The 24,005-nt window shown below is 63.4% G+C and carries 22 protein-coding genes, 1 tRNA gene and 1 pseudogene; 9 read left to right on the top strand and 15 right to left on the bottom strand.

The genetic code is table 11. The features are described from left to right. Positions 1 to 10: 10 nt before the first annotated feature. The 5 genes from AC23D4_RS03920 (at position 11) to AC23D4_RS03900 (ending at position 3,586) form a co-directional block, all read left to right on the top strand. Positions 11 to 100 (top strand) — tRNA-Ser (locus AC23D4_RS03920). 110 nt (positions 101 to 210) lie between these two features. Then, positions 211 to 1,434, top strand: a complete 1,224-nt coding sequence (locus AC23D4_RS03915; RefSeq protein ID WP_472887930.1) for a site-specific integrase — start codon at positions 211 to 213, stop codon at positions 1,432 to 1,434. Positions 1,435 to 1,636: 202 nt separating this feature from the next. Then, complete coding sequence (gene mobV / locus AC23D4_RS03910; protein ID WP_472887931.1) at positions 1,637 to 2,701, top strand: MobV family relaxase; 1,065 nt, start codon at positions 1,637 to 1,639, stop codon at positions 2,699 to 2,701. 274 nt (positions 2,702 to 2,975) lie between these two features. After that, complete coding sequence (locus AC23D4_RS03905) at positions 2,976 to 3,386, top strand: tyrosine-type recombinase/integrase (RefSeq protein ID WP_472887932.1); 411 nt, start codon at positions 2,976 to 2,978, stop codon at positions 3,384 to 3,386. Then, on the top strand, positions 3,293 to 3,586 hold the full coding sequence (locus AC23D4_RS03900) for a phage integrase central domain-containing protein (protein ID WP_472887933.1): 294 nt from the start codon (positions 3,293 to 3,295) through the stop codon (positions 3,584 to 3,586). The genes AC23D4_RS03905 and AC23D4_RS03900 overlap by 94 nt, the downstream gene beginning before the upstream one ends. Before the next feature lie 74 nt (positions 3,587 to 3,660). Here the strand turns inward: AC23D4_RS03900 and cueR are convergent, their stop codons facing one another. Both cueR and AC23D4_RS03890 read right to left on the bottom strand, forming a co-directional pair. Beyond that, entirely contained in the window at positions 3,661 to 4,203 is a 543-nt protein-coding gene (gene cueR / locus AC23D4_RS03895; protein ID WP_472887934.1) for a Cu(I)-responsive transcriptional regulator, read from the bottom strand. Between the two features lie 104 nt (positions 4,204 to 4,307). Then, positions 4,308 to 4,499 carry a heavy-metal-associated domain-containing protein gene (locus AC23D4_RS03890; protein WP_472887935.1) on the bottom strand — a complete coding sequence of 64 codons (192 nt, stop codon included), beginning with the start codon at positions 4,497 to 4,499 and terminating at the stop codon, positions 4,308 to 4,310. Positions 4,500 to 4,729: 230 nt separating this feature from the next. Between AC23D4_RS03890 and AC23D4_RS03885 the strand changes: the two are divergent. Beyond that, a pseudogene (locus AC23D4_RS03885) lies at positions 4,730 to 5,944 on the top strand (heavy metal translocating P-type ATPase); the annotation flags it as partial. A 15-nt stretch (positions 5,945 to 5,959) separates the two neighbouring features. Here the strand turns inward: AC23D4_RS03885 and AC23D4_RS03880 are convergent. From AC23D4_RS03880 to AC23D4_RS03850, 7 genes are all read right to left on the bottom strand, one after another. After that, the gene (locus AC23D4_RS03880; RefSeq protein ID WP_472887936.1) at positions 5,960 to 9,115 is read right to left on the bottom strand and encodes an efflux RND transporter permease subunit; all 3,156 of its coding nucleotides are present in this window, start codon (positions 9,113 to 9,115) and stop codon (positions 5,960 to 5,962) included. Continuing rightward, positions 9,112 to 10,752: an efflux RND transporter periplasmic adaptor subunit gene (locus AC23D4_RS03875; protein ID WP_472887937.1), complete on the bottom strand. Its 1,641-nt coding sequence runs from the start codon at positions 10,750 to 10,752 to the stop codon at positions 9,112 to 9,114. The genes AC23D4_RS03880 and AC23D4_RS03875 overlap by 4 nt, the downstream gene beginning before the upstream one ends. A 4-nt stretch (positions 10,753 to 10,756) precedes the next feature. Next, a complete protein-coding gene (locus AC23D4_RS03870; RefSeq protein ID WP_472887938.1) occupies positions 10,757 to 12,142 on the bottom strand; it encodes a TolC family protein in 1,386 nt (461 codons plus the stop codon). 108 nt (positions 12,143 to 12,250) lie between these two features. Continuing rightward, the gene (locus AC23D4_RS03865) at positions 12,251 to 12,601 is read right to left on the bottom strand and encodes a hypothetical protein (protein ID WP_472887939.1); all 351 of its coding nucleotides are present in this window, start codon (positions 12,599 to 12,601) and stop codon (positions 12,251 to 12,253) included. Positions 12,602 to 12,676: 75 nt separating this feature from the next. Continuing rightward, complete coding sequence (locus AC23D4_RS03860) at positions 12,677 to 13,201, bottom strand: hypothetical protein (protein ID WP_472887940.1); 525 nt, start codon at positions 13,199 to 13,201, stop codon at positions 12,677 to 12,679. 2 nt (positions 13,202 to 13,203) lie between these two features. After that, positions 13,204 to 15,567 (bottom strand): heavy metal translocating P-type ATPase, encoded by a 2,364-nt coding sequence (locus AC23D4_RS03855; RefSeq protein ID WP_472887941.1) that lies wholly within the window; start codon positions 15,565 to 15,567, stop codon positions 13,204 to 13,206. A 62-nt stretch (positions 15,568 to 15,629) separates the two neighbouring features. Continuing rightward, complete coding sequence (locus AC23D4_RS03850) at positions 15,630 to 16,676, bottom strand: YVTN family beta-propeller repeat protein (protein WP_472887942.1); 1,047 nt, start codon at positions 16,674 to 16,676, stop codon at positions 15,630 to 15,632. 34 nt (positions 16,677 to 16,710) lie between these two features. On the opposite strand from AC23D4_RS03850, the gene AC23D4_RS03845 reads away from it, so the two are divergent. Further along, entirely contained in the window at positions 16,711 to 16,971 is a 261-nt protein-coding gene (locus AC23D4_RS03845) for a hypothetical protein (RefSeq protein ID WP_487623692.1), read from the top strand. Positions 16,972 to 16,987: 16 nt separating this feature from the next. Here the strand turns inward: AC23D4_RS03845 and AC23D4_RS03840 are convergent, their stop codons facing one another. From AC23D4_RS03840 to AC23D4_RS03815, 6 genes are all read right to left on the bottom strand, one after another. Beyond that, complete coding sequence (locus AC23D4_RS03840; protein WP_472887943.1) at positions 16,988 to 17,479, bottom strand: hypothetical protein; 492 nt, start codon at positions 17,477 to 17,479, stop codon at positions 16,988 to 16,990. Between the two features lie 158 nt (positions 17,480 to 17,637). After that, positions 17,638 to 18,000, bottom strand: coding sequence for a c-type cytochrome (locus tag AC23D4_RS03835; RefSeq protein WP_472887944.1), 363 nt, complete (start codon positions 17,998 to 18,000; stop codon positions 17,638 to 17,640). A gap of 137 nt (positions 18,001 to 18,137) precedes the next feature. Further along, the gene (locus AC23D4_RS03830) at positions 18,138 to 18,395 is read right to left on the bottom strand and encodes a copper-binding protein (protein WP_472887945.1); all 258 of its coding nucleotides are present in this window, start codon (positions 18,393 to 18,395) and stop codon (positions 18,138 to 18,140) included. A 130-nt stretch (positions 18,396 to 18,525) separates the two neighbouring features. Then, on the bottom strand, positions 18,526 to 19,017 hold the full coding sequence (locus AC23D4_RS03825) for a cupredoxin domain-containing protein (protein WP_472887946.1): 492 nt from the start codon (positions 19,015 to 19,017) through the stop codon (positions 18,526 to 18,528). A gap of 168 nt (positions 19,018 to 19,185) precedes the next feature. After that, complete coding sequence (locus tag AC23D4_RS03820; RefSeq protein ID WP_472887947.1) at positions 19,186 to 20,574, bottom strand: multicopper oxidase family protein; 1,389 nt, start codon at positions 20,572 to 20,574, stop codon at positions 19,186 to 19,188. A gap of 13 nt (positions 20,575 to 20,587) precedes the next feature. Further along, positions 20,588 to 21,697: a TolC family protein gene (locus tag AC23D4_RS03815; RefSeq protein ID WP_472887948.1), complete on the bottom strand. Its 1,110-nt coding sequence runs from the start codon at positions 21,695 to 21,697 to the stop codon at positions 20,588 to 20,590. A gap of 145 nt (positions 21,698 to 21,842) precedes the next feature. Between AC23D4_RS03815 and AC23D4_RS03810 the strand changes: the two genes are divergently transcribed. Both AC23D4_RS03810 and AC23D4_RS03805 read left to right on the top strand, forming a co-directional pair. Next, positions 21,843 to 22,529, top strand: coding sequence for a heavy metal response regulator transcription factor (locus tag AC23D4_RS03810; RefSeq protein WP_472887949.1), 687 nt, complete (start codon positions 21,843 to 21,845; stop codon positions 22,527 to 22,529). Beyond that, a complete protein-coding gene (locus tag AC23D4_RS03805) occupies positions 22,529 to 23,920 on the top strand; it encodes a heavy metal sensor histidine kinase (protein ID WP_472887950.1) in 1,392 nt (463 codons plus the stop codon). The genes AC23D4_RS03810 and AC23D4_RS03805 overlap by 1 nt, the downstream gene beginning before the upstream one ends. Positions 23,921 to 24,005 lie beyond the last annotated feature (85 nt).

The following is a 24,005-nucleotide window of genomic DNA, read 5'->3' as shown; positions in this document are numbered from 1 at the left end:
AGGGCTTCGCGGAGAGGTGGATGAGTGGTTTAAGTCGCACGCCTGGAAAGCGTGTGTGGGCTAATCCCCACCGCGGGTTCGAATCCCGCCCTCTCCGCCAATTGCTCTAAGTCCTTGATTTTAAAGGACTTTTTCCAAAGAGGGCAAACGAGTTGGTAGCACTTTTGGTAGCAAAAAGTGCTCACAATTCCTGTATACAGCCGCAACGGCATGTATTACCTGCACACCCGTGTAGGTCTGACCCAGTTCAAACGGTCCCTAAAAACTCGTGATCCTGTGCTTGCTAGACTGCGAGCACTTGACCTGTTGCGAGCCATCGAGATGACCAAGCCCAAAATTTCGGACTTCGATTTTTCACTCCCACGAGATCGGTTCGAGTTGGACCTGTCCAAAGGTGTAGCCAAAGCAGATGGGCCAGAGGATTTTGCTCGGATGATGGAAGCCATCCAGCAGCTTGCCCCACTCTACAACTCTACCCCCCAGCCCCCACATGGGGGAGCCAGCTCTTTGAGCGATCAAGGTTCAAGCCTTCGGCTTCTGGAAGTTCTGGACAAGATGATCGGCCTGAGAAAAAACCTCACCACGGCCACCGTCACCAGCTACAAAAACACGGTTACCGAGTTCTCGAAGTTCCTCAAAAATCCCCAGATCCACACACTCGGCACAGGTGATGTGACACGGTATCAGGAGTTTTTGAGCCAGAAAAATAATGGACTTCGGACCATTGATAACAAGATTGGCACACTCCGTGCCCTGTTCAATTTCGCCAAAAAACAAGGTTATTACCTTGCTGAAAATCCTGCTCAGGATCGAAAGCTTTTGAGCAAAAAGGACAAAATCAAATCAGGCTACTCGATTTTTACTGAGGAAGAAATCCGGTCCATCTTCTCCAGCGAGTTCCTGAAAACCCAAAAAACCAAAGCCCCAGATTATTACTGGGTGCTGGTTTTGACCCTGATTTCTGGCTGTCGAGTGGGTGAAATTACAGGCTTGACTGTTCCACAAATCAAGATCGAAGAAGAGTTTTTCGTCCTGAAAATCACTGACTCCAAAACCTTGGCAGGAATTCGAGAAGTTCCAATTCCCATTGAAGTGATGAAAATAGGGTTCGAAAATTTCCTGAAAAACAAAACCGATGGGGTTTTCAAATACAACCATCGACCCGGAAAAGGGGCAGGAAATGCAGCCGGAAAAATGTTTCGGCGAAATTTGGAAGCCGTAAAAATCACTGATCCCAAACTGGTTTATCACAGCTTGCGGAAATTCTCGAACGATTTTTTCCAAAAATCTGGGGTTGAATTTGAACCCCGCTGTCAGTTTTTTGGGCACGAAATTGACAACGTAAATGTCAATTACTACACCAAAAAATACACAGCAGCCCAACTTTTTGGGCTCACAAAATCAGCACAAAAATCATTGCTTGAAATGATTTGAGCTGATAAACCGCCAAACAAAAATAGACCCCTAGGGGTCTATTTTTTTGGGCGGAAGGTATTACCCCCGGAGGGCGAACCCAACCTAGCTTGCTAGGTTGGTATAGTGAGTGACACCAACCTAAAGGGTGGTGGCATTGACTTTGCCGAAAATCCCAATATGATAGTAATACCTAATAACTATAATAAGGGAGAAAGTCACGATGCCACATAACTATAATATACTAAGAATCGGAAAAGTCAAGAATAGACAACAGATAACAAATGCAGCAGAACACAATCTAAGATTGCGAATCCAAGACAATATAGATAGTAGCAAAAGCCACTTTAATCAGATTCTGATTAACAGTCTTGGAGTTTCAACAACCGATGCAACTGATCTGCAAAAGAAGCTCACAGATCACTACAAAAAATTGGACATTAAAGAGAAGAAAGATAATGTCTTAATGGTTGAGTTTGTGGTTTCAGCATCGCCTGAATTTTTCAAAGGCAAAACAAAAAAACAAATTCAAGACTGGGCCAATAGCCAAGTTGAATTTTTCAAAAAAGAGTTTGGCGATCAAGTTAAGTTTGCCGTCCTTCATTTAGACGAAAAAACCCCTCACATCCATTTTATGCTGGGGACTGAGCAAAAGACCGTAAAGCATTACAAGAATAGATATGGATCGACTGAAAAGGAAACTTGGTCACTAAATGCCAAAAGGTACAGCAAGGGATTTTTAATCGAGCTGCACAACAGGCACGCCGAACACAACCAAGAATTAGGACTTAAAAGAGGAGTAAAAGGGAGTATGAGAAAACACAAATCACTAAAAGAATTCTACTCAATAGTAGATAAGGCACTTGATACCGATTATCAAAAAACCATCGAGAAAACTATTGAGTCACTCGAAACCAGTTTTTTGAGCAAAAAGGTTTCCATCGAGGAAATTCGAGAAAAATTTGCTCCGATGATGAATAAACTGATGAAACAGCAGAAGGTATTAAAGGAGAAATATGCTTTCGATATCAAGGACTGGGCAACTCAGCTACAGTTAAAAGCTGATCAACTGGAAACCAAGGAAACCGAACTTGAAAACTTCAAAAAGCACATTGGTAACAGCCTAAAAATGAAACAGGATTTCGAGGCTGAATTGAAGGCGGTAAGGGCCAGGGCGAAAGAACTGGAAGAAGAAAACGAACGACTAAAAGCTAAAATCCAGCCAAAAAATCCCCCACTTGTCAAGCCCCAGGGGTTGACTGGTAACAAGATTGGTAGCAGAATTTGAGAGTTTTCCACCCCCAACCGCTCCTAACTCGTTGATTTATATAGGGTTAAGGCAGTTTTCGAAGCTGTCCCGCCCTCTCCGCCAATAATGAGTCCCAGAGCGTCCCAGGACGTCTCGCAAGACACCCTGAAAGCCCCGGTTTACCTCGTGTTCCGGGGCTTTTTTGTTTCCGGACGTCCCGAAACGGTTCTTGCCATCCAAGGGTTTCTGTTGGTATTGTTGGTGGTACGCAGGAGGTGCCGTGTTGGTATTTCCTCTACCAACGGGGGTGAACATGGCCCTGACCGACATCGCCATCAAGTCGACCAAGCCACGGGAGTCGGCCTTCAAGCTCACCGATGGCCGCGGCTTGCAGTTGCACGTAACGCCGCTAGGTTCAAAGTTGTGGCGCTGGGCCTATCGCTTCGACGGCAAACAAAAGCTCATGGCCTTGGGCGTCTACCCGGATGTCTCACTTGCCCAGGCTCGCGACAAAGCGGACTTGGCGAGAAAGCTCCTGGCTACGGGGACAGACCCGATGGCCGCCCGCAAGTTCGAGAAGATCGCCCGCCGCCTGGCCGTCGAAGACACCTTCGCGGCCGTGGCAAAGAAATGGTGGGAAAGCTGGAAGACCGCGCGCAGCGACAGCCACACGGTCTACGTGTGGCGCCGTCTGGAGGCCGACGTTTTCCCGGCCATTGGCTAGCGCCCTGTCGCGGAAATCGAGGCTCCCGAGCTGGTCGCCATGATGAAAGCCATCGAAAAAAGCGCGGGGCCCTCGACATCGCCAAACGCGCCCTTCAGACCTGCTCACAGATCTTTCGCTACGCCATCGCCCACGGCCTGGCCAAGCGCAACCCGCGCCGTCGGTCTGGGAAATTGCGGTTGTGCAGCCGTCAACTTTGAGCGGCCGCACGCAGCCTACAGCGGTTGCACGCGGTCAAACAAATCGGGCCACCGCCGTGACGGGCTCGCCTGTCTCAGTGAGTACCGTGGTGAACGCGAACGCCGCGCATCCAGGCCGTAAGGTCAATAGGGCTGGACGTGGCAGCGCCGGGCTTCGCTGTCTTGGACAGGGATTTCTTGAGCTGGGGTTTGTGCTGCGGCTGGTGGTGGGCCGTACTGCCCAGTGAGAGCTTTTCCAGGATGGCGCAATGGGGTTGGTCGTCACCGTGGCAGGCGTTCACCAGCACCGACAGGCCGTCCATCATCTGATCGATTTCGCGTCGCTTTTCTTCGAGGTCGGCCAGGTGGCGCTGGGCCACGGCCTTGACTTCGCGGCTGGTGCGCCGTGAATCGCTCCACAGTCCGATGAGCTCGGCGATTTGTGCCATCGAAAACCCGAGGTGGCGCGACTGGCGGACGAATCTCAACACCGAGACTTCACGGTCGCCGTAGAGACGGTAACCCGATTCGCTGCGTTCGGCCTCTGGCAGCAGACCGATCTGCTCATAGTGACGAATCATCTTGGCAGAGACGCCTGCAGCGGCGGCCGCTTCGCCGATGTTCATGAGGGTGGTCATGGTGTGCTCCGTGGACTGGGGGACTGCATGGATCGAAGGATGTAGCTTGTCATGGTGGGAAGGTCAAGACCCTCACCTGGAGGGTCTTGCTTGACCTTCCCGGTTCAGCGCGGCGGGTAGCCGGCTTCGGTGAGCGCTTCGACCAGGGCCTCGCGATCTTCGCCGCTCTTCACGCTGACCAGCTGCCGTGGCAGATCGAGCTGGATCTCGCAGGCTGGATCGACCCGCTTGAGGGTCACATTCACCTTGGAGGCGCAGTGGCCGCAGGTCATGTCGGGGAGGTGGAATTCGTGCATGGATGGCTCCGTAAAGGGTTGGGGAAATCCGCACTCTGGGCATTGCCACAGGGGCAAGGTCAAGCCGGATCGGCGGTTGCGCTTGACACCGTGTCAAGGCCAAACATCCGCTCCACCCTCAATCACAGGAGCCTCCCGTGAGAACCGCCACAGCTTCCCTCATCGAACGCCAGATCCCCATCGAAGGCATGACCTGCACCTCGTGCGTCGGCCGCGTCGAAAAGACCTTGAAGGCCCCGATTCAGCGCATCGTGGACCGCGTGAGCGCCGTCTTCGTGCCGGTGGTGCTGGTGATCGCTGCGCTCACCCTGCTCGGCTGGGGCCTGGCCACCGGCCACTGGGAGCAGGCCATCCTGAATGCGGTGGCGGTGCTGGTGATTGCGTGTCCGTTTGCCCTGGGCCTGGCCACGCCCACCGCCATCATGGCCGGCACCGGTGTGGCCGCGCGCCAGGGCATCCTGATCAAGGACGCCGAAGCGCTGGAAGTGGCGCACCGCATCGACACCGTGGCGTTCGACAAGACGGGCACGCTCACCGAAGGCAAGCCCAAACTGGTGACCGCACTCGCTGCACCGGGCCATGAAGACCATCTGCTCTCGTGGAGTGCCGCCATCCAGGCGGGCAGCGAACACCCGCTGGCCCGCGCCGTGATGAATGCCGCCGAACAGGCTGGCCTGGATCTGCTCTCGGCCGCCAAGGTAAGCGCTGTGCCTGGACGCGGCATGTCGGCCGAAGTGCAGGGCCGTGCCTTGCGGCTGGGCAGCCCGCGTTACATGCAGGAACTCGGCGTGGACACCTCGGTCCTGGCCGAGTCGGCGCGCAAGCTCCAGGACGACGGGCGCACGGTGTCGTGGCTGGCCGATGTGACGGATTCACCCGCGCTGGTGGGCATGCTGGCCTTTGGCGATGCGCCCAAGGCCAGCGCCATCACCGCCATCCGGAGCCTGCGGGCCCTGGGCATTCGCACGGTGATGGTCACCGGAGACAACCTGGGCAGCGCCCTGGCGGTGGGCAGTGTGCTCGGTATCGACCACATCGAGGCCGAGGTGCTGCCCGCTGACAAGGCGTCCATCGTGAACCGCCTGAAGGACGGTGGCCACTCGGTGGCCATGGTGGGCGACGGCATCAACGACGCGCCGGCCCTGGCGTCGGCCGACGTGGGCATCGCCATGTCCACCGGCACCGACGTGGCCATGCACGCCGCCGGCATCACGCTCATGCGCGGTGACCCGGCGCTGGTGGCCGACGCGATCGACATCTCGCGCCGCACCTACCGCAAGATCCGCCAGAACCTGTTCTGGGCCTTTGCCTACAACGTGATCGGCATCCCGCTGGCGGCGGCCGGCCTGCTCAACCCGGTGGTGGCCGGCGCGGCTATGGCGCTGAGCAGCGTGAGCGTGGTGAGCAATGCGCTGCTGCTGCGGGCCTGGCACAGGAGAGGCTGAGGTCCAGAGGGGGCTTCAATGGATGGGTCGATCCGTCTTCGCGGCCACCGCTCCCCTTGGCTTGCGCATCAGCCGATAGATCACCGGCACCACCAGCATGGACAGCAGCGGTGCGCTGAGCATGCCGCCGACCATCGGCGCGGCGATGCGCTGCATCACCTCGCTGCCCGCGCCCGCGCCCCAGAACAGGGGCAGCAGGCCGGCCACGATCACCGCCACCGTCATCGCCTTGGGGCGCACGCGCAAGACCGCGCCTTCGCGGATCGCGTCGAGCAGGTCGGTGTCGGTGTCCAGCCCCTGGGCCAGCCGCGCGGCCCAGGCCTGCTTCAGGTACAGCAGCATGATCACGCCGAACTCGGCCGCCACGCCGGCCAGCGCGATGAAGCCCACCACGCTGGCCACCGACAGGTTGTGCCCCAGCGCCCAGAGCAGCCAGATGCCGCCGATCAGCGCGAAGGGCAGTGTCGCCATGATGAGCAGGGCTTCATCGAGGCGGCGAAAGGTCAGGTACAGCAGCAGGAAGATCAGCAGCAGCGTGAACGGCACCACCAGCTTGAGCTGGGCGCTGGCGCGCTCCAGAAACTCGAACTGGCCCGACCACGACACCGAATAGCCCGCCGGCAGAACCACCTTTTCGGTGACGGCCTTTTGCATGTCCAGCACCGCGCCCCGCAGGTCGCGGTCGCGGATGTCCACGTAGACGAACCCGGCCAGGCGCGCGTTTTCGCTGCGCAGCATGGGCGGGCCGTCAGCGATGCTCAGACGCGCCACGTCGGCGAGCACGAGGCGCTGGCCACGCGGGGTGACGATGGGCAGATCGCGCAGGGCGGCAAGCGAGTCGCGCGCGTCGCGCGGGTAACGCAGGTTGATCGGATAGCGCTGCAGCCCTTCCACGGTCTCGCCGATGTTCATGCCACCCACCGCGCCCGAAACCACGTCCTGCACGTCGGCGATGTTCAGACCGTAGCGCGCCGCCTGGTCGCGGCGGATGTCCACGTCGATGTAGCGTCCGCCGCTCAGGCGCTCGGCCAGCGCGCTGGTGACACCGGACACGCCCTTGACCACCGTTTCAATCTGCTGCGTGAGGCGGTTGATGGTGGCCAGGTCGGCGCCGGCCACCTTCACACCCACCGGGCTCTTGATGCCGGTAGCGAGCATGTCGATGCGGTTGCGGATCGGCGGCACCCAGATGTTGGCCAGGCCGGGCACGCGCACGGTGCGGTCGAGTTCGTCCACCAGACGCTCCGGTGTCATGCCTGCGCGCCATTGCTCGCGCGGCTTGAACTGGATGGTGGTCTCGAACATCTCCAGCGGCGCCGGGTCGGTGGCGCTGTCGGCGCGGCCGGCCTTGCCGTACACGCTGTGCACCTCGGGCACGGTCTTGATCAGGCGGTCGGTCTGCTGCAGCAGTTCGGCGGCCTTGGCGGCCGACAGACCGGGCAGCGCGGTCGGCATGTAAAGCAGGTCGCCCTCGTCCATCGGTGGCATGAACTCGGCGCCGATGTGCTGCAGCGGCCAGACGCTCACACCCAGCAGCACGGCGGCCACCAGCAGGGTGCGCTTCGGCCCCTTGAGCACGGCGTCGAGCACCGGCCGGTACAGCGCGATCAGGCTGCGGTTGAGCGGGTTGGCGGTCTCTTCGGGTATGCGGCCGCGCACCAGGAAGCCCATCAGCACCGGAATCAGGGTGACCGCCAGACCGGCGGCGGCCGCCATGGCGTAGGTCTTGGTGTAGGCCAGCGGCGCAAACAGCCGCCCCTCCTGGGCCTGCAGGGTGAACACCGGGATGAAGCTCAGGGTGATGATCAGCAACGAGAAGAACAAGGCGGGGCCGACTTCAGCCGCCGCGTGGCCAATCACCTGCCAGCGCGGCTCGCCTTCGAGCGTCTCCCCCGGGTGTTCGTGCGCCCAGCGCTCCAGGTGCTTGTGGGCGTTTTCGATCATCACCACCGCGGCGTCGACCATGGCGCCAATCGCGATGGCGATGCCGCCAAGCGACATGATGTTGGCGTTCACGCCCTGCTGCTGCATCACGATGAACGCCACCAAGATGCCCAGCGGCAACGAGACGATGGCCACCAGGGCGCTGCGCAGGTGAAACAGGAACAGCGCGCACACCAGGGCTACCACACCAAACTCCTCCAGCAGCTTGATCCCCAGGTTGCGGGCCGCACGCTCAATCAGCCCGGAGCGGTCGTACACGGGCACGATCTCCACCCCCTCGGGCAACCCGCGCTGCAGCTCCGCCAGCCGCGCCTTGACGGCTTCAATGGTCTGCAAGGCGTTCTTGCCCGAGCGCATGATCACCACCCCGCCGACCGCTTCGCCCTCGCCGTTGAGTTCACCGATGCTGCGCCGCATCTCGGGCCCGACCTGCACGTGCGCCACGTCGCCCAGTCGCACCGACACGCCGGCGTCGGTGGTCTTCAGGGGCAGCGCCCGGAAGTCGTCCAGGGTTTTCAGGTATCCGTTGGCGCGCACCGCATATTCGGCCTCGCCAAGCTCCAGCACCGAGCCGCCGGCCTCCTGGTTGCCGCGCGCCACGGCCTCGCTCACCATCTGCTGCGTGATGCCGTAGGCCGCCAGTTTGTCCGGGTCGAGCACGATCTGGTGCTGTCGCACCATGCCGCCGATGCTGGCGACCTCGGCCACGTCGGGCACGGTCTTGAGCTCGAAACGCAGAAACCAGTCCTGCAGCGAGCGCAGCTGGGCCAGGTCCTGCCGCCCGGTGCGGTCGATCAGCGCGTACTGGTAGATCCAGCCCACGCCCGTGGCGTCGGGGCCGAGCGACGACTTCGCCGTGGCCGGCAGCCGGGACTGCACCTGGTTCAGGTATTCGAGCACCCGCGAGCGCGCCCAGTACAGGTCCATGCCGTCGTCGAACAGCACATAGACGAAGCTGTCGCCAAACATGGAAAACCCGCGCACCGCCTTGGCGCCGGGCACCGAGAGCATGGTGGTGGTCAGTGGGTAGGTGACCTGGTTTTCCACCAGCTGCGGCGCCTGCCCGGGCCAGCTGGTGCGGATGATGACCTGCGTGTCCGACAGGTCGGGCAGCGCGTCCAGCGGCGTGCGCAGCATCGACACCACGCCCCAGGCGGTGATCATCACCGTGGCCATCAGGACCAGGAAGCGGTTGGCGATGCTCCAGTGGATCAGGCGCGCGATCATCGTTGCGCTCCGGTGGCCGCGGGTTCGATGCGCGTGATCTGCGGCACATCGCCGTCGCGCGTTTCAAATTCGATGCGCACCGTGCTGCCCGCAGACAGGTTCTTGGGCCGCTGGTCGGCCGGGGGCAACTGGAAATCCATGCTCATGGCCGGCCATTTGAGGGCCGGTATGGCCGGGTGTTGCAAGGTCACCGTGTTGCCGTCCACCGCTTCGACCAGGGCGTCCGTCTGATGGTTCGTGGGCAGGCTGGCCGCTGGTTTTTCGGAAGCAGCCTCTGGCGCCGGACTCAACCGCGCCAGCAAGCCGTTGAGGCTGGCCTCGGAGTCGATCAGGAACTGGCCCGAACGCACGACCTTTTGCCCTGCTTGCAGGCCATGCAGGATCTCGGTCTGGTCCCCCGCCTCGCGCCCGGTGCGCACCTCGACCGGGGAGAAGCGGCCATCGCCCTCGGCCAGCATCACCACGCTGCGCTGGCCGGTGTGGATCACCGCGTCGCTGGGCAGCAGCAAGACGTTTTTGGTGCTGGGGTTGGCGAAGCGCATCTGCACAAACATGCCCGGCACCAGCCGGCCCTGGGGGTTGGCGAGTTCGAGCCGCGCCTTGATCGTGCGCGTGGCCGGGTCGACCGAGGGCAGCAGCGCCTGCAGGCGGCCGGTGAAGGTCTGGCCTGGGGCGGCCGGGCTGGTGGCGCTGACTTGCGTGCCGGGCTGGAGCTGGGCGACCTGGCTCTCGGGCACCTGGCCTTCGGCCCACACGGTGCCCGTGCCCTGCAGCCGCAGCAAGGCCATGCCCGGCATCACGGTCGCGCCTTCGCTCACCATCAGTTCCGTGACCACGCCGCCGAGGGACGCGGTGAGCGTGAAGCGGGGCTGCAGGCTGCCGCTGCCCACCACGCGCTGAATCTGGGCGTGGCTCATGCCCGCCTGGCGCATGCGCTGCGCGGCGGCGTCGCGCAGGGGCACCAGCTGCGGGTCCTGCTCGGCCATGCGGGCCACCGCCAGGTACTCTTCCTGCGCGGCCACCCAGCTGGGCACGTAGATGTCGGCCAGCGGCGCGCCCTGTGCGACGCGGTCCTGCGTGGCGCGCACGTGCAGGCGTTCGACAAAACCCAGCGACCGTGCGCTGACCAGAACCTGGTCGCGCTCGTTCCAGGCCACGTTGCCGGCCACCGACACCGCGCTGTCCAGCCGGCCTTCGGTCACTTCCACCGTGCGCAGTCCGAGGTTTTGTTGCGTGCGGGCGCTCACGGTGACGCCGCTGGCATCGGCCGCTTGGCCGCCGGCGTAGCGGGGCACCAGCAGCATGTCCATGAAGGGCGATTTGCCTGGCGCATCGAAGTTCTTGCCCGGCACCATGGGGTCGTGGTAGTTCAAGATCTTCAGCCCGGTCATCGGATCCACGTCCCCGGCCTTCAGGCCGTCGCGCATGTGGCGCTCGGTGGCTTCGAAACCTTGCGTGATGGTCCAGGCGCCGGGGTCCTGCGTGGACGGGGTGGTGCCATCGGCGCTCGTGGGCGCACCCTGGGGCATGGCCATGGACATGCCGGCGTTCATGCCGACGGTCCAGGCACCGTAGCCCACGGCGGTCAAGGTGGCCAGGGCGACAGCCGTCAGCCCGATCCAGGTGGATGTTTTCATGGGGTCAGTCCTTTTGGGTTGCGGTTGCTGTCGGGTTCAGGCGCGCGGCATCTGTGGGTGAAACGTCGGGCAGGAGGTATTCGAGCCGGGCCCACAGGCGGGCGGTGGAGAGGTGCAGCTCGACGCGTTCCATCTCCAGGGCCAGGGTCATGCGCCGCGCGGCGAGCACATCCCCCAGCCGGGCATTGCCGCCGCGGTAGGCCGCCTGCGCCAGGTCCATGCGCTGGCGGGCCCAGGGCCGGCGCTCGTTGTCGATCAGTGCCAGCTGTTCCAGACCGGCCCGCCAGGCCGCCAGCCAGCGCTCGATCTCGGCGAGTGCCTCGCGCGCCCGCTCTTCGCGTTCGGCCTGCAGTTCGTCCACACGCGCCAGGCGCGCGGCCAGCACCCGGTCTTGACGCTGCGGCCGGTCCCATTGCAGCGGCACCGACACCGCGAGCGAGACCATGTTGTCGAAGCGGGGGCGCCGGTGGCTGAACATCAGCTCACCGCTCCAGTCGGGCTGGCGATCCTGTCGCGCCAACTCGGCGTCGGCCTCGGCGGTGGCCAGGCGTGCGCTCGCCAGCGCCAGGTCCGGGTGTTGCCGCAGCTGGGGCGCGAAGCCATTGGCCGACAGCGCCAATGGGGTCAGCGCGGGCGCATCGCCCAAGGGTTGATCGGGGGTGGTTCCGGTCCAGCGGGCCAGCGCCTGGCGCGCGTTGACCAGCCCGGCTTCGGCACCGAGCAGGGCTTGCTGCGCCTGGGCGACCGCGTCGCGCGCATTCAACCAGTCCACCGACGGGCTGTTGGTGCCCCCGGGCAGTGCGCCGCGGGTGGCCGCTTCAGCGGCCTGGAGCTGCAGGCGGTTCTCGCTCAGTTGTGCACGCAGCAGGGCCACACGTTGTTCCTGGGCGTGCCTTTCAAACCAGGCGACTGCGGTGTCGCGCCGCAGGTTGGCTGCGCGCTGTGCCCGTGTGGCCATGGCCACGTCGGCTTCGCGCTCGAAGCGTTGCGAGCGGGCCAGGCGCTTGCGCTCGGCGGGGAACGCCTGCATCAGCGAAACGGCCTTGCTGGTCATGGGCTCGGCCGATGTGCTGAAGCGGTTGTCGCCTTCGATGGGCAGGCTGTTGAGCGAGAACCGCAGAACAGGGTCAGGTCGCTGCCCTGCTGCCACGGCGGCCTCTCTGGCCGAGCGGGCGGCCGCATCCTGCGCGCTCAGGGCCTGCGAGCGTGCCAGTGCGGCTTGAACGGCCGCAGCAAGAACGAGCGGCTCGTTGTTCGATGCCCGGACGGGCGATGCGACGCCCAGCCACAGGGCCATCAACAGGGCGGTGGTGTGGAAAAAGCGTGTGGGCGCCATGGCGCGAACCACCGGGCTCGCGGGCCGGCTCATGGCCGTTGGAAGGGCTGACATATCTCTGCTCCATGAAGATGAACATGGGCTGCGCACGCCACAGGCGGGCCGCCACGTCACGGACGGCGCGCCAGCCTCAGCAGCGGCGCGCGGTCCGGATCAACGGAGTCAGAGGGTGGGGGGGCGCCAGACGCTGGCGGGAGCGCCGCGCGGTGGCGTGGGTGTAACGGTCACGAGCAGCAAGCTCGTCGGCAGGGCCTGAACGATGGGCTGCAAGGGCGTTGTGAGCCAGCCCGTGGGCGCCTGGCACTCCTGGCCGGTTTTACAGAGCTTGCCGGTCAACGCCGCGGTCGCCGCGTCATTGCAGCAGTCAGCGAGGTCGGCCATCGCTTCGCTGGTGTCGTCGGCGTGCATCGCCACCATGTCGCCCATGGGGCAAGGCGCGTGCACCACCGCGCCCGCAGCCCAGCCCTGGAGCGGGATGGCCAGGCAGAGCAGGATGGCGAAGAACAAACGCATGGGCGGATTCTAGGTGGGCGTTGCGGACGCAGAGCGCTTTTTTGCGTAGGCGATCAGGGAAAGGAATCTCCGCGCTCAGCGACGGCGCCAGACAACCACCGCAATGATCAACATCGCCAGGTAGTTGGCGACCATGAACCACGGCGTGTTCCAGGCGATGCCGTCAAAACCCCAATAGGTCACCGGATAAAAAACGGGGGAGGGATAGAACTCGGCGGAATGCGTGAACACGTCGATCACGATGTGCGACCACCAGCCCAACAAGGGCATCCAGAAACGGCCCAGCCACACCCAGCTGATGGCGGTGACCACACCGGCCGACAGGGCACTGTGCATCACACAATGCAGGTTGTGGGTGAGTGCCGTGTAAACCGGAGACGGCGGGGGTTCGTACCCCGGAAGGGAGTTGGCGTAGGCCAGCAGCACCGTCCAGCCGTCGGGCGAGAACAGGGCCAGATAAACGAGAGGCAACAACTGCGCAAGGTCGGGCACCACGGCCAGACCCACCGCCAGCACCGCGGTTCGGCGGTCCAGGCGCCGGTGCCGGTGCATCCAGGCCGCGCCAACGCCCACCCACAGACCATGCGCAAGGATGTCCATGCTCAATGACCCGGGTGTGGTGCTCCGCGATGAATGGGGACCGCCCGAAGGCGCAGCGCATTGCCAATGACCGAAACCGAACTCAGGCTCATGGCCAGCGCGGCAATCATCGGCGAGAGCAGCCAGCCGGTGAACGGGTACAGAAGACCCGCGGCCAGCGGAATACCCAGCGCGTTGTACATGAATGCAAAGGCCAGGTTCTGCTTCATGTTGGCCACGGTGGCCACCGAGAGCTCGCGCGCGGTGGCGATGCCGCGCAGGTCCCCCTTCACCAGCGTGAGCTGGGCACTGTTCATGGCCACGTCGGTACCGGTGCCCATGGCGATGCCGACATCGGCGCGCGCCAGCGCCGGTGCGTCGTTGATGCCATCGCCGGCCATCGCCACCACGCGGCCCTCGGCCTGGAGGCGTTCGACCAGCTGGAGTTTGTCGGCGGGCTTGACCTCGCCATGCACCTCGTCGATGCCCAGGCGCTGGCCCACGGCGCGCGCGGTGGTCAGGCCGTCGCCCGTGGCCATCACCACGCGGATGTGGGCCTCGCGCAGCGAGGCCAGGGCATCGGCCGTGGTGGCCTTGATCGGGTCCGACACCGCCAGCAGACCGGCCAGGGTCTGGTCCACCGCCAGGTGCATGACACTGGCCCCCTGCCCTCGCAGCGCTTCGGCTTCGGTGGCCAGCGGTGACACATCCACCCCGAGTTGATCCATCAGCGCCGTGTTGCCCAGCGCCAGCGACTGCGAACCCACAACACCCTGCACACCGATGCCGGATTCGGAGTCGAACCGTTCGGGCTTGTCCAGCACCAACCCCTGCTGTTTCGCGGCGGCCACGATGGCGGCAGCCAGCGGGTGTTCGCTGCCCTGATCGAGGCTGGCCGCCAGGCGCAGCACCTCGTCTTCGGAAAACCCACCGAAGCCGACCGCCCGCTCGAAGGTCGGCCGCCCTTCGGTCAGCGTGCCGGTCTTGTCCACGATCAGGGTGTCGACCTTGCGCAGATTCTCGATCGCGGCGGCGTCTCGGAACAGCACGCCGCTGCTGGCGCCGCGCCCGGTTGCCACCATGATGGACATGGGCGTGGCCAGACCGAGCGCACAAGGGCAGGCGATGATCAGCACGGCCACGGCGTTGATCAGCGCGTAGACCCAGCTCGGTTCGGGCCCGAACAGGCCCCAGCCCAGGAAGGTGAGCAAGGCGGCGCCCACCACGCCGACCACGAAATACCCCGCCACCTGGTCGGCCATGCGCTGCATGGGCGCGCGCGAGCGCTGCGCCATGGCCACCATCTGCACGATCTGCGCCAGCACGGTGGCCGATCCCACGTGTTCGGAGCGCATCACCAGCGCGCCGCTGGTGTTGAGCGTGGCGCCGATGAGCTTGTCGCCCACCCGTTTCGTGACCGGCAGCGGCTCGCCGGTGAGCATGGACTCGTCGAGTGCGCTGCTGCCCTCCACCACGGTGCCGTCCACCGGCACTTTTTCGCCCGGACGCACACGCAGCAGGTCGCCCACGTGCACGTGACCCAGCGGCACGTCTTCTTCCTGGCCGTCGGCGCCGATGCGGCGCGCGGTCTTGGGCGCCAGGCCCAGCAGGGAACGGATCGCCGCCGAGGTCTGCGAACGCGCCTTGAGCTCCAGCAATTGCCCCAGCAAGGTGAGCGAGATGATCACCGCAGCCGCTTCGAAGTACACCGCCACGCGCCCCATCGAAAGAAACGAATCGGGGAAGACCTGCGGGGCCACCGTGGCCACCACGCTGTACACAAAGGCCGCGCCCGTTCCCAGACTGATCAGGGTCCACATGTTGGGGCTGCGGTTCACGATCGACTGCGCGCCGCGCACGAAGAAGGGCCAGCCCGCCCACAGCACGATGGGCACCGTGAGCACGAGTTCGATCCAGCTCTGCACCGCCATGTCGAACCAGCCCAGGCTGTGGCCGAACATGGCCAGCACGGTCACCACGACGGTGAGCGGCAGGGTCCACCAGAAGCGGCGCTGGAAGTCCCTGAGTTCGGGGTTCTCCTGTTCCTCCAGCTCGGGCAGCAAGGGCTCCAGCGTCATGCCGCACTTGGGGCAGTTGCCGGGATGGTCCTGCCGGATCTCCGGGTGCATGGGGCAGGTGTAGATCGTGCCGGCCACCGCAGGGGCCTGTTGCTGCGCAGGCGCCGGGGCGAGGTATTGCAGCGGGTTTGCCGCGAACTTGCCCTGGCACTTCGCGCTGCAGAAATAGAAGGTCCGGCCTTCGTGCGCCGCCTGGTGAACCGATTGCTCGGTGACGGCCATGCCGCACACGGGGTCCTTCAGCGCCGCCGGATCGGTCTGGTGGTCAGAGGAATGCCCGGCCGGGTGCCGGTGCGCTGTCAAATCCATGGCGTTCTCCTTCCTGGCCACGGCACACCAGGGCGACCCGATGGCTTGGCCCCGTTTGTTTTTCAAGGACTCACGCTGATCCCGTTGGGTCCGGCGCCCACAGCGACGGTGGCAACCGACTCGCGCGACCGGACATCAATGACCGACACCGTGTTCGCATAGAGATTGGTCACATAGGCATGGCGTCCATCGTTGCCCACCACCACACCGTGGGCGCCATTGCCCGTGCGGATGCGCTGCGTGCTGAAGGTCGAGAGATCGATCACGCTCACAGTATTGCCGGGGCTCTTGCGGCTGCCCTGATTGGCCACAAAGAGGAAGCGGTTGTCGGGTGTCGCATAGAGCTGGATCGGCACATTGCCGACCCGCACTTTGCGGATCACCTTGCGACTGACCGGGTCGATCACCGCGATGCTGGCCTCTTGCGACAAGGACACGAAGGCCAGCCGGCTGTCGGACGTGAAGCCCACCTGGGCTGGGCCTTTACCTACCGCGATCCGGCTGATTTCCTTGCGGCTTTCCGTATCGATGACCGACACCGTTCCGCCCTTCAGGTTCGCGACATACGCCTGCTTGCCATCCGGGCTCAGCCGGATGCCGTGAGGAAATGCACCGGCAGGGATGGTGTCGACGACCTTGAGCAATGTGGTATCCACCACGCTGAGGGTGTTGTCGCCGCCGTTGGTGACATAGGCCCAGCGGCTGTCGGCAGACACCACCACATGGGCCGGGTGCTTGCCCACCACCACCCGCGCGACCACCTCGTCGGTAGCGGTGTCGATGGCCCAGACTTCGCCCGCGTCCGCCATGGCGCCGTGTTCGGCGGTCGACATGCCCGCATGGGCCATGCCGGCAGTGGCGGATTTTGGGGTGCCGTTGTTGGTGACCCACGCCAGTTTTCCATCGGGTGACACCTGGACGTTGTGCGCTCCCGCACCCACCGCAATGTGCCGAGTGACCTTGAAGGTTTCGGCGTTGATCACGCTGACGGTACCAGCCCCTTCATTGGCAACGAATATCTTGCGATCGGCTGCGTGAACAGACAGGCTGCCGGCCAGCAGCACTGCGGATACGAGGGCCTGTGTCCAGGCAGAAAATTGGGGTTTCACAGGTGTCTCCGGGTTGAAGGATCGATGCCGTTGCATGGTCGTGGGTGAGCGTCCGGCGGTGCCGGACGTTGTCAATGGGCCGAGAGGCGTTTCAGGCTTTCACCGTGAAGCGCAGCATCACTCCCGCTTCGGCGTGTTCATGTGCGTGGCAGTGAAAAACGTGGTCCTGATCGCCCACGAGCGGGTGGGCGAAGTCGATGGCAACCCGCGCCGATTCGCCGGGCCACACGTGCACGGTGTCGATGACACCCTGATCCTTTCACCCAGTTTTCGCAGGCACCGCGTTGCACGCTAAATTCCGCCGTCGCCCGTCACTTGCCGGCGGAAGGGCTGGCTGCGGCTGGCATGCGCTGCATCATCATGTCCATCATGGACTGCATCATGTCCATGCGCATTTCCATCATCTGTTGACGTTGTGCGGGGTCTGCTGGCGCGGCACCCGGGGCGCCCATGCCGGGCATGCTGCCCATCGCCTTCATGCCGTTCATCATGTCCATGCCCTCGTGCATGGCCCTCGAGTGATCGGCCATCAGGGCCTGTCGCTCAGCTGGTGTTTGGGCAACCGCCATCTTGGCGTGCAGTGCCTGCATGGTGGCCATGTGCTGCTGCATGTGTTGTTGTATCTGCGGCATCGAAGCCATGCCCATGGGCATGCCCGCCTGCGGTGCAACGGCGGTCGAGGGTGCGGGGGTCGCCGTGGCAGCAGGATGGTGCTGGCTGTGATCAGCGGCTTGCTGCGCTGAAGCAGAGAACGTCACACCCGCGACGACGACCATCAGCAGGGTGGGGATCCACTTGGACATGTCAAATTCCTTTCATGACGGGCCCCTGGCGGGATGGCCAGAGCAGGCTTGGAGGTGATCGACAACCATGGGGTGTGTCGGCCCCCTCACGCCATGCAGTCAGTGTAGGCATCGGCCGGGGTCGGCAAGATGACCCGAAGATGACAAAAAAGTCAGGATCAGCGCTGCGCCGCCTGGTTCGCCTGGCGGTTGATATCGTCCTGGTGGGTCCGGATGTCGGACGACCACCGTGACTTGATCCAGGACAGAACGGCCACGATGTCGGCGTCGCTGAGCGAATCGCCAAAGGTCGGCATGCTGGAGACGTAGTCCGGCAGGCCTGCGGCCTTGGCCACGCCGTCTCGGGTGATCCGGATCAGGACCTCGTCAGGGTGGTGCCAGGTGTGACCACGCTCGTCATGGGGTGGTGCTGGCAGACGCCCGTCGGCCCCCCGCTCCCGCCAGTTCGCCTGCCCTTCCAGGTTCGCGCCATGACAACTGGCGCACTGTGCCTGGTAGATCTGCGCTCCCCGTTGGAGCATCACCGGGTCATCCAGGCGAAGCACGCCAGGTGGGTTCGACCCGAATGGATCGGTGAATCGCCACCAGAAAAAGGCCGCAGCCACCCCTGCCAGTGCAAGGCCGGCTGCAGCCCAACGGAGGGACCGGAAACGCAGGATCACTTCGCGGGCTGGATGTCGGTCACCATCATCTGACCGTTCTCGTTGGTGGCCATGAACTGGACCTTGGCACCGACGGTGGTCTTGTCCAGCAGGGCCTTGTCCTTGACCACGAAGACCATGGTCATGCCGGGCATGTCCATGTGTTTGATGTCACCGTGCTTGAGGGTGATCTTGCCCGCGTCCTTGTCGATCTTGCGGACTTCGCCGTCGGTCATGCCGGGCGCTGCCGCCATGCCCATTTTTCCATGATCCATGTTCATCTGAGCGAATGCGGGGTTGCCGACAAAGGCCGTGAAGGCCCATACAGTTGCGCTCAAAACCAGTTGCAATTTCATTGTGAGTCCTTGAGATGGTGGGGTGAGACGGTACCTGATCTGAATCCTGTTACTTGGCCGCTACCTTGACCACGCCTTTCATGCCCGCGTCGAAGTGACCCACGTGCAGACAGGCGAAGTCAACGGCGCCAGCCTGGGTGAACTGCCAGATCACCTCACCCTGTTTGCCAGGAGCGAGTGAAATCTTGTTGGGTTCATCGTGCTCCATGTCGGGAAATTTCTTCATCACCTCGTAGTGCTCCAGCAGCTCTTGCGGCGTCCCCAGGCTGAACTCGTGTTTGACGCTGTCGGTGTTCTTCAGCACGAAGCGGATCGTTTCGCCTTGCTTGACCCGGATGTCCGAGGGCTTGAACCGCATGCCGCTGCTCATGTCGACCTGGATCGTGCGGGTGACCTTCGTTGCCACACCGGGCTTTCCAATCGGAGACTCGTGGTGCCCGCCGGCGTGGTTGCCGGCGGCCGTTGCTGCCGTGGTGGCCAGCAAAACGCCAGAGAAAAACAGCGCAGAGCGAAAAGACAGGATGGATCGGGAAAATGTCATGGGACTTCTTTCAAGTGAGGGTCTGACAACGGGGAAGCGGAAGGAAAACAGGGGAAAGGCGCCGGGCAAGCGGTTCCAACCCAGAGACACCGTGGAACCGGCTTTGCCGGGCCACTGGTGTCGTCCCCCTGGGGGGAAGACGCGAAGCGGCGCAGGGGGGTATTCACTTCAATGCGACATGCCTTTGGCGGTGGGCTTGATCGCCTTGGCGGTCGCGGGTGTCGTGTCGCTGCTGGACGCGGGGCGCGGTGCCGGAGGGGGAACACCGTTCCATTCGTAAGCCACGGTGCCTTCTGGGAACTTGTACGGACCCGGGTCCTTGTAGTCGCCCGGCTGCTGATCCTTGCGGACCTTGAAGACCGTGAACATGCCGCCCATCTCCAGCGGGCCGAACTGGCCGGTGCCGGTCATCATGGGGGCCGTGTTGTCGGGAATGGCCATCTGCATCTCGCCCATGTCGGCCATGCCGCGCTCACCCATCATCATGTAGTCGGGTGCGACCTTCTGGATCTTCTTGACCAGGCCGCGGTGGTCCACGCCGATCATGGTCGGCACGTCGTGGCCCATGGCGTTCATGGTGTGGTGGCTCTTGTGGCAGTGCATGGCCCAGTCGCCTTCTTCGTCGGCAATCAGCTCGATCTGGCGCATCTGCCCCACGGCCACATCGGTGGTGACTTCGTACCAGCGCGTGCTGGGCGGGGTCGGGCCGCCGTCGGTGCCCGTGACCAGAAACTCGTGCCCATGCAGGTGGATAGGGTGGTTGGTCATGGTGAGGTTGCCGATGCGGATGCGCACGCGGTCGTTCAGGCGCACGTTCAGGGTGTCGATGGCCGGAAACACCCGGCTGTTCCAGCACCAGATGTTGAAGTCGGTCATGGTGTTGATCTTCGGCGTCTTGCTGCCGGGCTCCACGTCGAATGCATTGAGCAGGAAGCAGAAGTCCCGGTCCACGGCGCTGATGTGCGGGTGTTTGGTCTTGGGGTGGGTCACCCACATGCCCATCATGCCCATGGCCATCTGCACCATCTCGTCCGCGTGGGGGTGGTACATGAAGGTGCCGGGGCGGCGCGCTTCAAATTCGTAGACGTAGGTCTTGCCCACGGGGATGGCCCGCTGGGTGAGCCCGCCCACGCCGTCCATGCCGCTGGGCAGCCGCTGGCCGTGCCAGTGGATGGTGGTGTGCTCGGGCAGCTTGTTGGTCACGAAGATGCGGACGCGGTCGCCCTCGACCACTTCAATCGTGGGTCCCGGGCTCTGGCCGTTGTAACCCCACATGTTCACCTTGAAGCCCGGTGACACCTCGCGCACCACGGGCTCGGCCACCAGGTGGAATTCCTTGACGCCATCGTTCATGCGCCAGGGCAGCGTCCAGCCATTCAGGGTCACCACGGGGTTGTAGGGCCGGCCGGTGGTGGGAACGAGTGGGGGCGCGGTCTCGACGGAGGTCTGGATGACGGGCTCGGGCAAACCCGCCAGCGCGGAGCGGGTCACGGCCAGGCCGGCCACGGACGCGGCGGCGCCTGCGAAAAACTGTCGTCTGGAGTTGGTGCTTGTCATGTGTTGTGTCCTTTCAATGTCCTGCTGCAGCGGGGGTATCTCCACCCACTCCACCCAGCGAGACGAAGCTGTCGGGCTCTCCACCCTGCAAGACCCACTGAAGATCGGTCTCAGCGATCCAGAAGTCGCGTTGCGCGCCGATGGCATCTACCGTGGCTTGTGACTGGTTGCGAACTTCGTCCAGCAGGTCCCAGACGCTCTTGAGCATGCCGTTGTAGTGAAGGACCGTTTCTTCGGTGATGAACTCACGGGTTTTCAGGACATCCCCCTGGCTGTCGAGCGCCAGCGCATGGGCGGCCATGTAGGCGTTCATGGCCCCTTTGGACAGCGCCCGGTTGCGGAGGCTTTCTGCGGCAGGCAACTGGTTGCGAATCGCATCGGCGCGCATTTGCAGATCGGCCTCGGCCATGGGCTTCGCCGGGATGGCTGGAAGCTGGTCGGGAAGCGAAAAGGCCTCCTGCAGGCCCGTTTGCCCCATGGTCTTGACCAGATGGCTTTGGGCCTGGGCGGCGACTTGCTGCGCACGCCGGAGATTCATGCGGGCGGTCGTTGCGGCCAGTTGAACGGGCGACAGCTGCAACTGGCTCCAGTTGCCCACCGTCACCATGCGCTGCCCCAGTTCATGGGCGGCCTGGGCAGCTTCCAGCATGTCGCGCTGGTGCTTCAAGACCTGCTGAGCTGCCACGGCCTCAACCCAGGCCTTGCGCCCCGCTGCAGCCACCTCCAGCACCTCGCCGGCATCCTCGACGCGACGCTGCAGGCTGGGATCGAGCTCTATCGAGCGGCCCTCAGCGATCAATTGCACGTTCTTTGAACCCAGTTTCGACAACGGACGGGCCAGTTCGCGATGCACCGTCCAGGCCATGCGAACCGCGGCCTCTGCGTTAGGGATGGCGACACCCGTGGTGCCGACTGGCGCCGTGGTCGATGCCCCCGGATGGGCCTGCTCCCACTTGAGCACGTCGGCATGACCCCGTTTGAGCGCGCCCACCGCGTCGTTGGCCCGGCGCCAGTCGGATTCTTGTGAAGGGCTGGCCGTCTGCGCGGAGAGCGCAAACGGCAGGGCCAGGACGCCCGCCACCAGCAGTTGGCTCGTGGCTCGGTTGTTAAACGAAGATCTCACTGCAGTTGCTCCTTTTTGATATAGATCAAACGGGGCGAATTCTGCGGGTGGTCGTCCGTCAACTCCCTGTCGGGTTGATTACAAAACTGTCATTTTTCTCCGCACGGCCGCCCGCGCGGGCAAACTAGCGGTCAGGAGCACGACCGTGAAGATACTGATTGTTGAAGACGAGCCCAAGGCGGGCGACTATTTGAGGCAGGGCTTGCGGGAAGCCGGCTACGTGGTGGATCTCGTCACCAATGGCGTGGACGGCCTCCACCATGGGCTCGAAGGTGACCACGATCTGGTGATCCTGGACGTCATGCTGCCCGGCATGGACGGCTGGCAGGTCCTGCGCAGCCTGCGCAGCCAGGGGCGGGAAATGCCCGTGCTGTTTCTCACCGCACGCGATCAGGTGGAAGACCGCGTCAAGGGCCTGGAGCTGGGGGCCGACGACTACCTGGTCAAGCCGTTTTCGTTTGCCGAACTGCTGGCCAGGGTACGCACCATCCTGCGGCGCGGTCGTTCGGGTCTGGAAGCCACCACGCTGCAGGTGGCCGACCTGGAGCTCGACCTGTTGCGCCGGCGCGTGACCCGATCGGGCAAACGCATTGACCTGACGGCCAAGGAGTTCGGCCTGCTGGAACTGCTGATGCGCCGCCATGGCGAAGTCTTGCCGCGCTCCCTGATTGCGTCGCAGGTGTGGGACGTGAACTTCGACAGCGATACCAATGTGATCGAGGTGGCCATGCGCCGCCTCCGGGGCAAGGTGGACGACCCCTTTGAACCCCGTCTGATCCAGACCGTGCGCGGCATGGGCTATGTGCTGGAAGTACCGGAGGCTTCGAACTGATGCTCGGGCGACTGTCCCTGACCGCGCGCCTGACCGCTTTCTACGCGCTGGTGTCGGCCACGGTCCTGGTGGGGCTGGCGATCCTGGTGGCGTTTGCGACGAGCCGGCACTTTGTCGAACTCGACCGGGGTTACCTGCAGGACAAGATCGGGCTGGTCCAGAAAATCGTCAGCGAATCCCCGTCGCCGGAGTTGCTGGTCAGCCGGCTCGATGAGCTGCTGGGCAGTCACCACGGACTCTTCATTGACCTGCGCCAGGGTGATCGTGTGGTGTACGGAACCGAGGGCATGGTGTTTCCCTCAGGCCTGGCGCCACAAGGCGCCACCCCCACGGACTGGACCCTTCACGATCAAACCCTGCGCGGCCTGAGCGCGCGCATCGATCCACTCCTGTCGCCGTCGAACGGGCCGGGCGCTGGCGGCGCGCCGATGCAACTGCGGATCGCCCTGGACACCGGGCACCACCTGCATTTCATGCGGTCCCTGAGCCAGACGCTGGCGTTCTACTCGCTGGTGGCCATCCTGGTCAGCGGCTTGCTGGGCTGGTGGGCGGCTCGCCGCGGCCTGGCGCCACTGCGCATCATGAAAGAGCGCGCCTCGACGGTCACCGCGCAAAAGCTGGACCAGCGCATGCCCGTCGAGGCCGTGCCGGTGGAGTTTGCCGATCTCGCCGAAAGCCTCAACACCATGCTCGGGCGTCTGCAGGCGGACTTTGCGCGTCTGCAGGAGTTCTCCAGCGACCTGGCGCATGAGCTGCGCACCCCCATCAACAACCTGCTGACCCAGACCCAGGTGTCGCTGGCGCAGAAACGGGATGCCGAAGCCTACCGGGACATCCTCGCCTCCAACGCAGAAGAGTTCCAGCGCCTGGCGCGCATGGTGTCCGACATGCTGTTCCTGGCCAAGACCGAACACGGACTCGAACTCCCCAACACGGAGGCGATCTCGCTGGATCAGGAAGCGCTGGATCTGTTCGACTTCTACGATGCCGTGGCCGATGAAAAGCGCATCCGCTTGAAGATCCTGGGCGAGGCCCAGGTCATGGGGGACCGCTTGATGGTCCGGCGAGCCATTGGCAACCTGTTGTCGAATGCACTCAGGCACTCGCCTGCCGAAGCCGAGGTCGTGGTTGCCATCGAAGTGCGACCAGGAGAAGCCACCCTGTGCATCACCAACAGCGGGACGACCATCGCGCCTGAAGTCCTGCCACGTTTATTCGATCGCTTCTTCCGCGTCGACAAATCGCGCAGCCATCCGGAGTCCGATGGCACAGGTCTCGGCCTGTCGATCACCCAAGCCATCATGACGGCCCACGGCGGTTCCGTTTCAGTCACATCGGACCAAGGGCAGACCACCTTCTGCCTCGAGTTTCGCAGCACACGTGTGGTTTGAGCCTTGAATGGCGGCTAGAAGAAGCTCCTTTCGGCAAGGCTGAGAGCCCTCACCAGTCGTTGCCATTCTCCAGAAGAAGCGCCGG

Source organism: Hydrogenophaga sp. L76 (genome assembly GCF_057654755.1).
This window is presented reverse-complemented; position numbering and strand designations above follow the sequence as displayed.

Coding starts and splice junctions, on each gene's coding strand:
- AC23D4_RS03900 (WP_472887933.1), top strand. CDS start 3,293: ATGGTGGGAAAGCTGGAAGACCGCGCGCAGCGACAGCCACACGGTCTA.
- cueR (WP_472887934.1), bottom strand. CDS start 4,203: ATGACCACCCTCATGAACATCGGCGAAGCGGCCGCCGCTGCAGGCGTC.
- AC23D4_RS03820 (WP_472887947.1), bottom strand. CDS start 20,574: ATGACAAGCACCAACTCCAGACGACAGTTTTTCGCAGGCGCCGCCGCG.
- AC23D4_RS03880 (WP_472887936.1), bottom strand. CDS start 9,115: ATGATCGCGCGCCTGATCCACTGGAGCATCGCCAACCGCTTCCTGGTC.
- AC23D4_RS03875 (WP_472887937.1), bottom strand. CDS start 10,752: ATGAAAACATCCACCTGGATCGGGCTGACGGCTGTCGCCCTGGCCACC.
- AC23D4_RS03830 (WP_472887945.1), bottom strand. CDS start 18,395: ATGGATCATGGAAAAATGGGCATGGCGGCAGCGCCCGGCATGACCGAC.
- AC23D4_RS03890 (WP_472887935.1), bottom strand. CDS start 4,499: ATGCACGAATTCCACCTCCCCGACATGACCTGCGGCCACTGCGCCTCC.
- AC23D4_RS03865 (WP_472887939.1), bottom strand. CDS start 12,601: ATGCGTTTGTTCTTCGCCATCCTGCTCTGCCTGGCCATCCCGCTCCAG.
- AC23D4_RS03870 (WP_472887938.1), bottom strand. CDS start 12,142: ATGTCAGCCCTTCCAACGGCCATGAGCCGGCCCGCGAGCCCGGTGGTT.
- AC23D4_RS03840 (WP_472887943.1), bottom strand. CDS start 17,479: ATGTCCAAGTGGATCCCCACCCTGCTGATGGTCGTCGTCGCGGGTGTG.
- AC23D4_RS03825 (WP_472887946.1), bottom strand. CDS start 19,017: ATGACATTTTCCCGATCCATCCTGTCTTTTCGCTCTGCGCTGTTTTTC.
- AC23D4_RS03915 (WP_472887930.1), top strand. CDS start 211: ATGTATTACCTGCACACCCGTGTAGGTCTGACCCAGTTCAAACGGTCC.
- AC23D4_RS03805 (WP_472887950.1), top strand. CDS start 22,529: ATGCTCGGGCGACTGTCCCTGACCGCGCGCCTGACCGCTTTCTACGCG.
- AC23D4_RS03905 (WP_472887932.1), top strand. CDS start 2,976: ATGGCCCTGACCGACATCGCCATCAAGTCGACCAAGCCACGGGAGTCG.
- AC23D4_RS03855 (WP_472887941.1), bottom strand. CDS start 15,567: ATGGATTTGACAGCGCACCGGCACCCGGCCGGGCATTCCTCTGACCAC.
- AC23D4_RS03860 (WP_472887940.1), bottom strand. CDS start 13,201: ATGGACATCCTTGCGCATGGTCTGTGGGTGGGCGTTGGCGCGGCCTGG.
- mobV (WP_472887931.1), top strand. CDS start 1,637: ATGCCACATAACTATAATATACTAAGAATCGGAAAAGTCAAGAATAGA.
- AC23D4_RS03835 (WP_472887944.1), bottom strand. CDS start 18,000: ATGCTCCAACGGGGAGCGCAGATCTACCAGGCACAGTGCGCCAGTTGT.
- AC23D4_RS03845 (WP_487623692.1), top strand. CDS start 16,711: ATGGTCGTGGGTGAGCGTCCGGCGGTGCCGGACGTTGTCAATGGGCCG.